General features: G+C 67.2%; 13 protein-coding genes. 6 read left to right on the top strand and 7 right to left on the bottom strand.

Annotation, left to right across the window (positions count from 1 at the left end; genetic code table 11):
- Positions 1 to 46: 46 nt before the first annotated feature.
- The 5 genes from ACYP5B_RS31215 to ACYP5B_RS31195 form a co-directional block, all read right to left on the bottom strand.
- A complete protein-coding gene (locus ACYP5B_RS31215) occupies positions 47 to 985 on the bottom strand; it encodes a 2-dehydropantoate 2-reductase (protein WP_459572244.1) in 939 nt (312 codons plus the stop codon).
- 47 nt (positions 986 to 1,032) lie between these two features.
- Entirely contained in the window at positions 1,033 to 1,368 is a 336-nt protein-coding gene (locus ACYP5B_RS31210) for a hypothetical protein (RefSeq protein ID WP_459572243.1), read from the bottom strand.
- A gap of 25 nt (positions 1,369 to 1,393) precedes the next feature.
- The gene (locus tag ACYP5B_RS31205; RefSeq protein WP_400102750.1) at positions 1,394 to 2,932 is read right to left on the bottom strand and encodes a DHA2 family efflux MFS transporter permease subunit; all 1,539 of its coding nucleotides are present in this window, start codon (positions 2,930 to 2,932) and stop codon (positions 1,394 to 1,396) included.
- 101 nt (positions 2,933 to 3,033) lie between these two features.
- The gene (locus ACYP5B_RS31200) at positions 3,034 to 4,146 is read right to left on the bottom strand and encodes an HlyD family secretion protein (RefSeq protein ID WP_318237199.1); all 1,113 of its coding nucleotides are present in this window, start codon (positions 4,144 to 4,146) and stop codon (positions 3,034 to 3,036) included.
- Positions 4,147 to 4,201: 55 nt separating this feature from the next.
- Positions 4,202 to 4,735, bottom strand: coding sequence for a winged helix-turn-helix transcriptional regulator (locus ACYP5B_RS31195; protein ID WP_400102743.1), 534 nt, complete (start codon positions 4,733 to 4,735; stop codon positions 4,202 to 4,204).
- A 193-nt stretch (positions 4,736 to 4,928) separates the two neighbouring features.
- On the opposite strand from ACYP5B_RS31195, the gene ACYP5B_RS31190 reads away from it, so the two are divergent.
- Positions 4,929 to 5,054 (top strand): hypothetical protein, encoded by a 126-nt coding sequence (locus ACYP5B_RS31190; protein ID WP_400102744.1) that lies wholly within the window; start codon positions 4,929 to 4,931, stop codon positions 5,052 to 5,054.
- 5 nt (positions 5,055 to 5,059) lie between these two features.
- Here ACYP5B_RS31190 and ACYP5B_RS31185 read toward each other — a convergent pair whose 3' ends face one another.
- Positions 5,060 to 7,048: a putative bifunctional diguanylate cyclase/phosphodiesterase gene (locus ACYP5B_RS31185; protein WP_400102745.1), complete on the bottom strand. Its 1,989-nt coding sequence runs from the start codon at positions 7,046 to 7,048 to the stop codon at positions 5,060 to 5,062.
- Between the two features lie 6 nt (positions 7,049 to 7,054).
- Positions 7,055 to 7,606: a heme NO-binding domain-containing protein gene (locus ACYP5B_RS31180; RefSeq protein WP_400102746.1), complete on the bottom strand. Its 552-nt coding sequence runs from the start codon at positions 7,604 to 7,606 to the stop codon at positions 7,055 to 7,057.
- A gap of 299 nt (positions 7,607 to 7,905) precedes the next feature.
- On the opposite strand from ACYP5B_RS31180, the gene ACYP5B_RS31175 reads away from it, so the two are divergent.
- The 5 genes from ACYP5B_RS31175 to ACYP5B_RS31155 all read left to right on the top strand — a co-directional run bounded on the left by ACYP5B_RS31175 (position 7,906) and on the right by ACYP5B_RS31155 (position 11,694).
- Positions 7,906 to 8,649, top strand: coding sequence for a GntR family transcriptional regulator (locus ACYP5B_RS31175; protein WP_459572242.1), 744 nt, complete (start codon positions 7,906 to 7,908; stop codon positions 8,647 to 8,649).
- Positions 8,650 to 8,746: 97 nt separating this feature from the next.
- Positions 8,747 to 9,529 carry a transporter substrate-binding domain-containing protein gene (locus ACYP5B_RS31170; protein WP_459572241.1) on the top strand — a complete coding sequence of 261 codons (783 nt, stop codon included), beginning with the start codon at positions 8,747 to 8,749 and terminating at the stop codon, positions 9,527 to 9,529.
- Positions 9,530 to 9,666: 137 nt separating this feature from the next.
- Positions 9,667 to 10,332: an amino acid ABC transporter permease gene (locus ACYP5B_RS31165; RefSeq protein WP_318237192.1), complete on the top strand. Its 666-nt coding sequence runs from the start codon at positions 9,667 to 9,669 to the stop codon at positions 10,330 to 10,332.
- Positions 10,329 to 10,985, top strand: coding sequence for an amino acid ABC transporter permease (locus tag ACYP5B_RS31160; RefSeq protein WP_174424714.1), 657 nt, complete (start codon positions 10,329 to 10,331; stop codon positions 10,983 to 10,985). Before ACYP5B_RS31165 ends, ACYP5B_RS31160 begins: the two co-directional genes overlap by 4 nt.
- Entirely contained in the window at positions 10,966 to 11,694 is a 729-nt protein-coding gene (locus ACYP5B_RS31155; protein WP_400102749.1) for an amino acid ABC transporter ATP-binding protein, read from the top strand. Before ACYP5B_RS31160 ends, ACYP5B_RS31155 begins: the two co-directional genes overlap by 20 nt.
- Positions 11,695 to 11,840: the final 146 nt, after the last annotated feature.

Genomic DNA, 11,840 nt, shown 5'->3' with positions numbered 1-11,840 from the left:
CGCGGGAGCGCCGCGCGGCGGCCGCCGCGCACGCGGGCTCGGCGCGCTAGGCCGCGGCGCGCTGCGCTTCGTAGACCTGCAGGTGGCTATAGGCGATGCGCACCAGCGGCACGTCGTGCCCCAGCCGCGCGGCACGCTGCGCCATGTCGCCGACGATGTCGTACGCCTCCAGGCGGGGCGCACCCTGCGCGATATCGCGCATCATGGAGGCGGCCCAGGTCGAGCTCTCGTCCAGCAAGCGCGCGGCCATGGCCTGGGCCACCGGCTCGGGCAAGGCGTGCCCCGACAGGCGCGCCACCGCCGCGCATTCGTCCATGGCCTGCCGCATCAGCGCGCGGCCGTCCACGGTCCTGACGATCTCGCCGACCGTGCCGCGCATCAGGCAGGTCATCAGCGCGCCGGCCGAGATCATCACCCATTTGTTCCACAGCGCCTGGTCGATGGCAGGTGACAGCTCGCGCGTGCCGGGCGTGCTGGCCGCGAGTTCATGGAAAGCGCTGGCCAGGCCTTGCGCCGACTCGGCGCGAGCGCCCACGATGAGCCGGTCGGCCGCGCCTTGATGCACCACTTCACCGGTGATGCCCAGCGTAGTGGCAATGTACGAGACGCCGCCGAGCACCCTGTCGCGGCCGTAGCGCGAGTCCAGCGTCTCATACGCGCGCAGCCCGTTGACCAGCGGCAGGATCGCCGCGCGCTTGCCGCCGCTGGCGCCGAGCGCCGGGTCCAGCGCGGCCATCGCGCTGTCCAGGTCATAGGTCTTGCATGCCAGCAGGACCAGGTCGTAGTCCGCCTTGACGTCCTCGGCCAGCACCGTCTTCACGGGGGCGCGGACATCGCCAAGCTCGCTGCGCACGACAAGGCCATCGCGCGCGAGCACTTCGGCGCGCCGTGGCCGCACCAGGAACGTGACATCCGCCCCGGCCTGCATCAGGCGAGCGCCGTAGTAACCACCCATGGCGCCAGCGCCCAGGACCAGAATCTTCATGACGTTCTCCGCTTCGATGTCCGACTTGGATAACAGTGAAAAGGCGCCTACTGCGCCTCGTTGGAAATTACCGCGCCGCCTGCCTCTCCGGCTTGCTCCGCACCCGCCAGGAAGCCGGCGGCCGATGCCAGGCGCCTGCGCATGCCGTCCGCGGCGGCAGGGCCCGGCACCAAGGCGTGCCGCCTGAAGCTCTCCGATCCCTGCGATGCCGCGCGCGCAGCGCCGTCCCCAAGCTCATGCGTGACCTTGCAGTAGCGATTGTCGGTGCGGGCACATCCCACGCCGCCGTCGCGCGGACGCTCCGTGCCGGCGTGGACGGTTTGGGCCGCCATGGCGGCAAGCAGCGTGGCACAGGCCAGGGCGCTGGTTAAACGGGTATGCATCATCAATCTCCCGGTTGCATTGGTCTCAATGCGCATCGGCGGACGGCGCCTTCGGCGGCGCCACCTCGCGCATCAGCGGCACCATGGCGGTAGCAACGACGAAGCACACCATGATGAACAGGAAAGCATCGCCAAAGGTCTGCGTCTGCGCCTCGCGCCAGGTCAGTGCCCACAGTTGCCTGAGCGCGGCGGTCTGCGAATCGGCGGCGTCGTGGCCAAGCGCCGCCATATTGCTGCCCACCGCCTGCAGCAGCGCGCCCATGGCCTCGTTGCTGTAGTTCAGGTGCTCCGCCAGGCGCTGGAAATGCAGGTTGGTGCGGTCATTCAGGATGGTCGCGCAGCCGGCGATGCCGATCGCGCCGCCCAGGTTGCGCATCAGGTTGAACAGCCCCGAAGCCAGCTTGAGCCGCTCGGGAGACAGCGCACCGAGCGTGAGCGTGACCGCCGGCGCCACCGAGAACTGCTGCGCCATGCCGCGAAACGCTTGCGGCAGCAGCAGTTCCTGCGCGCCCCAGTCGTGCGTGATGGGCGCGAACTGCCACATCGAGAAGGCAAAGCAGCCCAGCCCGAACATCATCAGCCAGCGCAGGTCCACGCGGTTGGCGAAGAACGCGTAGATCGGGATCGACATGACCTGGAACACGCCGGTGGAGAATACCGCCAAGCCGATCTGCAGCGCGCTGAAGCCGCGCACGCGGCCCAGGAACAGTGGCGTGAGATAGATGGTGGCGAAGATGCCTACGCCGGCGATGAACGAGAAGAAGCAGCCGAGCGCGAAGTTGCGGTCCTTGAGCGCACGCAGGTCCACGATCGGATGCTCGTAGGTCAGGCTGCGCCAGACAAAGCCGACGCCTGCAATAGCCGCGATCCAGGCGGTGGCGCGGATGGTGTCGTCGCCGAACCAGTCCCAGCGCGGGCCCTCTTCCAGCGTGTATTGCAGGCAGCCGAGGAACAGCGCCATGAGCGTCATGCCGAGGTAGTCCGCGCCGCGCACCAGCGACCAGTTGGGCCGGTCCACGCGCACCAGCAATGGCACCGCTACCGCGATGAAGATGCCAGGCACCAGGTTGATGAAGAACAGCCAGTGCCAGGAGTAGTTGTCGGTGATCCAGCCGCCCACGGTGGGCCCGAGCGTGGGCGCCAGCGAGGCCAGGCCGCCGATGGTGGCCGCGGCGATCACGCGCTGCTTGCCGGCGAAGAAGGCGAAGGCGGTGGTGAACACCAGCGGGATCATCGAGCCGCCCAGGAAGCCCTGCATGGCGCGAAAGGCGATCATGCTCTGGATATTCCAGGCGATGCCGCACAGCATGCTGGTCAGCGTAAAGCCCGCCGCCGACACGGCAAAGAGCCAGCGCGTGGACATCACGCGGGACAGCCAGCCCGACAGCGGAATGACGATGATCTCGGCGATCAGGTAGCTGGTCTGCACCCATACGGTTTCATCGGTGCCCGCCGACAACCCGCCGCCGATATCGCGCAGCGAGGCCGACACGATCTGGATATCCAGCAGCGCGATGAACATGCCCACGCACATGGTGGCAAAGGCCAGCACCTTGGCGGCCATGCTCATGGAGGCCGGGGAAACCGCCGGCGGGGAAGGCTGGGGGGGCGCGGCTGGCTGTATCGGCTGCGTGGCCTGCCCGGGCCCGGCCAGGACGCCGCTGCTCATGGTTGCACCTGCGCGTCGGCACGGGAATCGACTTCGGCCACCACGGACAGGCCGGGCCGCAGCAGGCCTAGCGCGGCCTCTTTGTCATCCAGCATGATGCGCACCGGCACGCGTTGGACGATCTTGGTGAAGTTGCCGGTGGCGTTCTCCGGCGGCAGCACGCTGAACTGCGCGCCGGTGGCCGGCGCCAGGCTGAGCACGCGGCCGTGGAAGACGTGGCCCGGCAGCACATCGGCTTCGACCGTGGCACGCATGCCCGGGCGCAGATGCGCCAGCTGCCCTTCCTTGAAATTGGCATCGACCCACAGGCCACGCGCCGGCACCACCGACAGCAACTGGGCGCCGCCCGCAGCGTAGGAACCCACGCGGGCGCGCCGGTTGCCGATGGTGCCGTCGATCGGCGCGCGCAGCTCGGTGTAGCCCAGGTTCAATTTAGCGATGTCGCGTTCGGCAATGGCTTGCGCAAGCGCCGCCTGCGCCTGCAGTTTCTGCGTGGCGATCACGTCGACCTGGCGCTGCGCGGCGAGCAGGCTGGCCTGCGCCTTCTGCGTGTTGGCGAGCGATTGCTTGTAGTCCGAGTCGGCCTTTTGCGAGCTCTGGACCGATACGGCGGACTTGGCCGCCAGGCTCTGGTAACGGGCCTGGTCGTCGCGCGCCCGCAGCGTGTCGGCATTGACCGCGGTGACCGCCGCCCGGGCCTGGCCGATCACGGCTTCCTGCAAGGAGCGGGTGGCGTCGAGGTTGGCCAGCAGCGCCTGCTGCGCGGCCACCGCCCCTTGCGCCTTGGCCAGCGCTGCGCGGTAGTCGCGGTCGTCGATCCGGGCCAGCAGGTCGCCGGCGTGCACCTGCTGGTTGTCGGTCACCAGTACTTCGGCCAGGTAGCCCGGCACCTTGGGCGCGATCACCGTGACCTCGCCGCCCACGTAGGCGTCATCGGTACTTTGCAGGAAGCGGGCGTGCGTCCACCAGTGCTGGCCGAAGGCGGCGACGCCCAGGCCTGCGGCGATGAGCGCGCCGGTCGCGAGCAGCCGCTTGCGGCTGACGCGGGGCTTGCTGGATACGGGAGTGGGCGCCGGGCCTGCACGCTCGGCGGTGATGTCGCTAGTCATGACGCTTCCTCTTGCTTTCGCTTTGTCGTTGTTGTGCTGGAGTGCTGTGGTCTTTTCAGACGCAGTCCGCTGCCTGCGGGACGTCCGGTGCGATGGCCGCGCGTACGCCCGCTGATTTTTGAAACTTGGCACGCATGCGCTCGCTGGCGGCCGGCCCGGCCACCACGACGTGATTCGCTTCGGTAATGGGATGCCCGGTCTGCGCATCCACCAGGATCGGCGTGACGGTGGCGCCGGTCTGGCGGTCCACCAGCAGCACGGTCTCGCCTTCTGGCGAGAAGTGGCGGTTGCCCCAGGCCAGCAGCGCCAGCATCACCGGGCGGAATTCGCGGCCCCGGTCGGTCAACAGGTATTCGAAGCGGGGCGGCCGCTCGCAGTACTGGCGCCGCTCCAGCAGGCCCTCGCGCACCAGGGTTTCGAGGCGGCGGGCCAGCATGTTGGGCGCAATGCCCAGCTGTTTCTGGAATTCGTCGAAGCGGCTGTTGCCATAGAACGCCTCCCGCAGGATCAGGATGCTCCACGGCTCACCCACCCGCGCCAGGCTGCGGGCGATGGGGCAAGGCGCATTGTCGAGGGGCTTTTTCTGCATGTTCGCGACCTCCGGGAATCCACGTTGCTATCAAGATGAAAGTGAGTATAGAGTTGTAGATACCATCATGCAAGTAACTTGTTGAGCGAATTTTTCTAAGTGGAGATGGCGCCGCTTCCCAGCTTTCCGAAAAAGGAGATGGACATGAGTCGGACTTCGCCCCGCTCCGGGCCGGTTTTCGTCCAGCCGCGCGGTGGCCCAGGCGCAAGCGCTGGAGGCACAGGCGCGCGTGACCCTGCTCGGCTTTGAGAGCCTGAGCGGCGGCAAGCTGTTCTCCGCTGCCGCGTTCCAGCCGGTGGCGGCAGCGGGCCTGCGCTGATCGGGTCAGGCCAGGCTTGGCGCTGGAACCCGTTCCCTTAGCAAGGTGGAGACATCCTCCGATTCGAGCGGCCGGGAGAAGAAGTAGCCCTGCCCGAAATCGCAGCCCAGCGCCCGCAGGTGCTCAACGTGCCGCGAGGTCTCGGTGCCCTCGGCCACCACCTCGATGCCAAGGTTGCGCGCCAGGCTCATGATGGTCTGCACGATCTGCAGGCCTTCCTCGCCGCGGTCGAGCTGCGCGACAAAGGAGCGGTCGATCTTCAGGATATCGAGCGGGAAACGGTGCAGGTAGCTCAGCGATGAGTAGCCCGTGCCGAAATCGTCGATGCTGATGCGCACGCCCAGGTCGCGCAACTGGCCGAGCACGGCAACGGTGCGCTCGGAGTCCACCATGGTGATGCTCTCGGTGATCTCCAGCCGCACCGTTTCCGGCGCGATTCCGGTGTCGGCAAGCACGCGGGCCACATGCTGCACGAAATCGTGCTGGGCAAACTGGCGCGCCGAGACATTAACGCTGACGGTCAGCGCCGGGGTGCGCGGAAACTCCTTGTGCCAGCGCGCCATGGTGGTGCAGGCCTCGCGCAGCACCCACATGCCAAGCAACAGGATCATGCCGGTCTCTTCCGCCACGGCGATGAACTCGGCGGGATAGACCAGCTCGGACTCGGACTTGCGCCAGCGCACCAGCGCTTCCACGCCCACGATGCCCTCGGTCTCCAGCATCACCACGGGCTGGTAATGCAGCACGAACTCGCCATTGTGCAACGCGCGCCGCAGGCTGGATTCCAGCGCGAGGCGGCTCACCGCGCGCTCGTGCATGGTGGCGTCGTAGATCTCGTAGCGCCCCTTGCCCAGCGTCTTGGCCCGGTACATGGCCAGGTCCGCATGGTGCAGCATTTCCTCGGCCGATGCGTAGCCGAGCGGGCTGGTGGCAATGCCGATGCTGGCGCTGGCGTAGAGCTGCTCGCCCTCGATCACGAACGGCGTTTCAAGCGAATGCATCAGGCGCTCGGTGATGCGCACCGCCTCGTTCACGTCGTCGATGCTGTCGAGCAGGATGGTGAATTCATCGCCGCCCATGCGGGCCAGCGTATCGTCCACGCGCAGGCACTCCCCCAGCCGCGCCGCCACCTGCACGATCAGCGCGTCGCCGGCGAGGTGGCCGAGGCTGTCGTTGACCAGCTTGAAGCGGTCCAGGTCGATAAAGAGCACCGCAAACGGCTGCTCGCGATGCCGGCTGCCGCGCGCCACGGCGCGGGCCAGCCGGTCCGCGAACAATGCGCGGTTGGGCAGCCCCGTTAGCGGATCGTGAAAGGCATCGTGAATCAGCTGGTCTTCGGCGCGCTTGCGCTCGACAACCCGGCCCAGCTGGTTGCCGATCTGCGTCATCAGGTGCAGCAGCGTCTCGTCCGGCTCCGCCACGCGGTCCGCAAAGAACTCCAGCACCGCGGTGACTTCGCTGCCCAGCAAGACGGGGAAGGCAAAGGCCGCGTGCAACCCGGCCCGCTGCGCTGCGCCAGCCCGTGGAAAGTTGGCGTCCAGAGCAATGTCGCCTACCCAGGCCGGCGCCGAGGCGGCCAGCACCCGCCCGGGCAACCCGACCCCCGCGCGAAACTCCACGGCCGCCGTGTACTGATAGAACTCGTGGAAGCGCTGGCCACCATCGCCGTCCACGCCGTGCCAGATGGAGGTGGACAGCAGGCGCGGCTGCACGCAGGCCAAATCGGTCAGGTAAGCATGGCCCAATTGCCAGCCGGTGTAGCAGCACACCGTGCGCACGGCGAACTGTAGCGCGTCGGCCACCGAGATGGCCTGGTTGGCCGCGCCGGCAACGGCCTCCAGGAGCTGCAGCTGCTCCTGTTTCTCATAGAGCTCGCGCAGCCCTTTCTCGGCAATGGCCTCCGCCTCCACGCGCGCGCAGCGCTCGCGCTCCAGCCTGCGGCGCAGTTTCCGGTTCTCGGCCTGCGCGGCCTCCAGCAACGGGATCGTGTCCATGAGCGCTCAGGCTTCCTTGGGCCCGAGAAAGCCGATGCGGCACACGCAGCTGGCGTCCCCGTCATGCATGCATTCGATATGCTCGAAGCGCAGCGTCTCGCCAAAATGGTCGGCCGCGCCTTCCACAAAGCCCTGGGCCAGCGCGCACAGGCGCCGCGGCGAGTTGTAGTGCATCAGCAGCGTGCCATCGGCCTCATCGCGAAAGCCGAAGGTGGGCACGTCGGCGCCGGGATACACCTTGCGGACTTCGGGATGGATGATGTCGTTGACGCTGAGCACGAACGGCCGCGTGGCCGAATGCGCGGCGAAGTAGCCCGGATAGCGGCTGGCCAGCGAGGGCATGGCCTCGCGCCCGAACCAGCGCAGCACATCGAACGGCGCCATGCCCAGCGCCTGCGCGGCCACGCCGACCAGCCTGTAGACATCCTCGTCAGGGTAGCTGCCAAGCGAGGTATAGGCCCCACCGAGCCCAGCCTGCTCCAGCAGGTCGTCCCAGGTGTCTTCCCCATGATGGCGGATCACGACTTCTTCCAGCAGATTGAAGACGATGCCTTTCATGCCCGATTCCCTTTTCCCTTTTCCCTGCTTCCCATGCTTCCCATGCTTCCCGACCACTGCGAGCCGGAATTCAGCGCTGCATTGTGCCCTATCCGGGCGGCAGGCGACGCCTCCCACACGTCGCCTGGGGGCTTTGTGGACAATGTGTTCCGCACCACTGCCGTGCACCTGCACTCGCCTGCGACAACAGCCGCTCCCAACTGGTGCGCGCCCGGCCCGTGCCAAGGCCATTTTGCGTACAAAATCTGCACATCACGCTTGTATATCAGTCTGGCATACCTCTTGCGTCTGAGGTTGGCATGACTTTCGCCATCCCCTCCATCCCCTCCATTCCCGCCTTCGGCGAGGCCGCCGGCCACGTGCGTGGCAGCACCTCCGCCGAGATTGCCGAGCGCATCACGCAATCGATCCTGGCCCAGCGGCTGGCGCCCGGCACGCGGCTGGGAGAGCAGGCGCTGGCCGGGCTGTTCGGCGTCAGCCGGACGCTGGTGCGCGAAGCCCTGACCCGGCTGGCGGCGCGCGGCATCGTAACGGTCTCGGCCCGGCGCGGCTGGTTTGTGATCGAACCCTCGCGGCAGGAAGCCCGGCAGGCATTTGCCGCCCGGCGCGCGATCGAGCTTGGCCTGCTGCGCTATGCCGCGCCGGCCCGCGCCGATGCCATCGGCCGGCTGCAGGAGCACGTGGCGCAGGAGCAGCGCGCGCTGAGCGCCGACGACACCGCCTTGGGCAGCTACCTGCTGGGTGACTTCCATGTGTGCCTGGGCGAATGCGTGGGCAACGTGCTGCTGGCCGACACGCTGCGCGACCTGACCGCCCGCACCACGCTGATTGCCATGCGCTACCAGTCCAGCCACCAGGCCAACGAATCCTGTGCCGAGCATGTGCTGATCGTGGCGGCGCTGGCCGCGGGAGACACCGAGCGCGCCATTGCGTTGATGGACGCGCACCTGTACCACGTCGAGGCCGGCCTGAGCGCCGCCACGCCCGAGGCACCGCCGGATCCGCTGCGCCAGGCGCTGAGCCCGCTGGGGCGTGCGGCCTGAGCGCGCTGGCATCCGCTAACGAGCAGCGACCCGCGATCCACTTCATCGATTTCGTTTTTTGAATATCCACCCCAACGGCAAGCTAGCAAGGACCCTTATGAAGCTCTCCAAACTCCTCCTCGGCCTCGGTGCCGCCGCCCTCGTCTTCTCGATGCAAACCGCCGGCGCCGAAGCGCTGGACGACGTGGTCAAGGCCGGCGTGCTCAAGGTCGCGGTGCCGCAGGACTTTCCGCCATTCGGCTCGGTCAACGCCGAGATGAAGCCTCAGGGCCTGGACATCGACGTGGCAGCGCTGATCGCCAGGAAAATGGGCGTGAAGCTGGAACTGGTGCCGGTGACCAGCACCAACCGCGTGCCCTACCTGCAGACCAAGAAGGTGGACCTGGTGATCTCCAGCATGGGCAAGAACGCCGAGCGCGAGAAGGCCATCGACTTCAGCGAGGCTTACGCACCGTTCTATAACGGCGTGTTCGGCCCCGCCGACCAGAAGGTGACCGGCGCCGCCGAGTTGGCGGGCAAGACAATCGGCGTGACGCGCGGCGCGGTGGAGGACCTGGAACTGACCAAGATCGCCCCGGCGACAGCCACCATCAAGCGCTATGAGGACAACAACGGCACCATCAGCGCGTTCCTGTCGGGCCAGGTGCAACTGGTGGCGACCGGCAATGTGGTGGCTGCCGCCATTCTCGCCAAGAACCCGCCCAAGAAGCCGGAGCCCAAGTTCCTGATCAAGAACTCGCCCTGCTTCATCGGCCTGAACAAGGGCGAGCCCAAGCTGCAAGCCAAGGTCAACGCCATCCTGGCGGAAGTGAAGAAGGACGGCGAGCTCAACGCGATCACGGTGAAGTGGCTCGGCATGCCGCTGCCGTCCACGCTTTGATGCCTTGATGCTTTGATGCACTGACGATCCAAGCCACGGGAAGCCGTGCCCGGCGGGCAACCGCCGCGGCATGGCGTACTGCGCCAGCTCCGCGCTCATGAGCGCCCCAACCGGGCGCCTCCACCGATCGCTACCGCATGTCCTACCAATTCGATTTCCTCTCGGCCTTCGACTATGCCGGCGTGTTCGCGCACGGCATCAAAGTCACGGCTGAACTCACCGCCGTGGGCGGCGGGCTGGGGGTGACCCTCGGCATCGCCTGCGCCTGGGCGCGCACCCAGGGCCCAGCCTGGCTGGCAGCCATCGCGGGCGGCTATGTGGAGCTGATCCGCAATACGCCGTTCCTGATCCAGCTGTTCTTCATCTTCTTCGGCCTGCCCAGCGCGGGCGTGCAACTGGGTGAAATGCAGGCCGCCATCCTGGCCATGGTGATCAACCTTGGCGCCTACAGCGCGGAGATTGTCCGCGCGGGCATCGCGGCCGTGCCGCGCGGCCAGCTCGAAGCCGGCGCCAGCCTGGCGATGGCGCCCTTCCAGGTATTTCGCCACGTGGTGCTGCGCCCGGCGTTGCAGAAGATCTGGCCGGCGCTGTCCAGCCAGGTGGTGATCGTCATGCTGGGCTCGGCGGTCTGCTCGCAGATCGCGGTCGAGGACCTGACCTTTGCCGCCAACTTCGTCCAGGGCAGGAATTTCCGCGCGTTCGAGGTCTACCTGCTGACCACGGCCATCTACCTGCTGCTTGCCATCGGCCTGCGCCAGGTGCTGCGTGGCATTGGCGGCATGCTGTTCCGGAGGGCGTCATGACCGATTTCTCAACCTGGGACATCCTGCGCAACCTGCTGATGGCGGTGCGCTGGACCGTGGTGCTGTCGCTGGTGGCCTTTGCCGGCGGCGCCGTCATCGGGCTGCTGGTGCTGCTGATGCGCATCAGCCGCCGCGCGCCACTGCGCCGTGCGGCCTGGGCCTTTATCGAAGTGTTCCAGGGCACGCCGCTGCTGATGCAGCTGTTCCTGGCCTTTTTCGGGCTGGCGCTGTTCGGCGTGGAGATCCCGGCCTGGCTGGCCGCGGGCCTGGCGTTGTCGCTGTGGTCCGGCGCCTACCTGGCAGAGATCTGGCGCGGCTGCGTGGAGGCCATCCCCAAGGGCCAGTGGGAAGCCGCCGGCTGCCTCTCGCTGGGGCACCTGCAGCAGATGCGCTACGTGATCCTGCCGCAGGCGCTGCGCATTGCGATTGCGCCAACCGTGGGGTTCGTGGTGCAGATCATCAAGGGCACGGCGCTGGCGTCCATCATCGGCTTTGTCGAGCTGTCCAAGGCCGGCACGGTGATCACCAACGCCACCTTCAGCCCCTTTACCGTCTACGCGCTGGTCGCGCTGATCTACTTTGCGCTGTGCTGGCCGCTATCCCGCTACAGCCGTCACCTGGAAAGGAAGCTCAATGTCGCTCATCGCCATTGAAAACGTAAAGAAGCGCTTCGGCGCCAACGAAGTGCTCAAGGGCATCGACCTGAAGGTGGAGGCCGGCGAGGTCATCGCCATCATCGGCAAGAGCGGCTCGGGCAAGAGCACCCTCCTGCGCTGCATCAACGGCCTGGAAAGCATCGACGAAGGCAATATCACCGTGGCCGGCGCCAAGCTCGGGGGCAGCGAGCTGGAGTTGCGCGCGCTGCGGCGCAAGGTGGGCATGATCTTCCAGCAGTTCAACCTGTTCCCGCACCTGAGCGCCGGGCGCAACGTGATGCTGGCGCCCACCGTGGCGGCCGGCGTCAAAGAGTCGGAAGCATTGACCCGCGCGCGCGAGTGCCTGGCCAAGGTAGCGCTGGGGGAGAAGTTCGACAGCTATCCCGACCAGCTCTCCGGCGGGCAGCAGCAGCGGGTTGCGATTGCGCGCGCGCTGGCGATGCAGCCGCGGGCGCTGCTATGCGACGAGATTACCTCGGCGCTGGACCCGGAGCTGGTGATGGAGGTGCTGAACGTGGTGCGCCAGCTGGCCAGCGAGGGCATGACGCTGCTGATGGTGACGCACGAGATGCGCTTTGCGCGCGAGGTGTGCAATCGCGTGGTGTTCATGCACCAGGGCCGGGTGCATGAGATCGGGCCGCCGGAGGCATTGTTCAGCAATCCGGCTACGCCGGAGCTGCAGCAGTTCCTGGGGATGGCGGCCTGAGTCTGCGGTCAACCCCAGGGCATTTGCCGAAGCCGGCGAACAGGCCAAAACCGCGCGCCATGACGACGGCTGTTTCTCCCTCTCCCCTCAGGGCTGAGGTTTGCCCACAAATCGGCGTCCTCGATAAGGCAGTGCTACTTGTAAAC

Source organism: Cupriavidus sp. 8B, from assembly GCF_054589115.1.
The sequence above is the reverse complement of the archived record's forward strand: the minus strand, read 5'-3'. Positions and strand labels throughout refer to the sequence as shown.

Bases quoted from the DNA above. Each gene is read 5' to 3' on its own strand.
- ACYP5B_RS31215 (WP_459572244.1), bottom strand. From the start codon at position 985: ATGAAGATTCTGGTCCTGGGCGCTGGCGCCATGGGTGGTTACTACGGC.
- ACYP5B_RS31210 (WP_459572243.1), bottom strand. From the start codon at position 1,368: ATGCATACCCGTTTAACCAGCGCCCTGGCCTGTGCCACGCTGCTTGCC.
- ACYP5B_RS31205 (WP_400102750.1), bottom strand. From the start codon at position 2,932: ATGGCCGCCAAGGTGCTGGCCTTTGCCACCATGTGCGTGGGCATGTTC.
- ACYP5B_RS31200 (WP_318237199.1), bottom strand. From the start codon at position 4,146: ATGACTAGCGACATCACCGCCGAGCGTGCAGGCCCGGCGCCCACTCCC.
- ACYP5B_RS31195 (WP_400102743.1), bottom strand. From the start codon at position 4,735: ATGCAGAAAAAGCCCCTCGACAATGCGCCTTGCCCCATCGCCCGCAGC.
- ACYP5B_RS31185 (WP_400102745.1), bottom strand. From the start codon at position 7,048: ATGGACACGATCCCGTTGCTGGAGGCCGCGCAGGCCGAGAACCGGAAA.
- ACYP5B_RS31180 (WP_400102746.1), bottom strand. From the start codon at position 7,606: ATGAAAGGCATCGTCTTCAATCTGCTGGAAGAAGTCGTGATCCGCCAT.
- ACYP5B_RS31175 (WP_459572242.1), top strand. From the start codon at position 7,906: ATGACTTTCGCCATCCCCTCCATCCCCTCCATTCCCGCCTTCGGCGAG.
- ACYP5B_RS31170 (WP_459572241.1), top strand. From the start codon at position 8,747: ATGAAGCTCTCCAAACTCCTCCTCGGCCTCGGTGCCGCCGCCCTCGTC.
- ACYP5B_RS31165 (WP_318237192.1), top strand. From the start codon at position 9,667: ATGTCCTACCAATTCGATTTCCTCTCGGCCTTCGACTATGCCGGCGTG.
- ACYP5B_RS31160 (WP_174424714.1), top strand. From the start codon at position 10,329: ATGACCGATTTCTCAACCTGGGACATCCTGCGCAACCTGCTGATGGCG.
- ACYP5B_RS31155 (WP_400102749.1), top strand. From the start codon at position 10,966: ATGTCGCTCATCGCCATTGAAAACGTAAAGAAGCGCTTCGGCGCCAAC.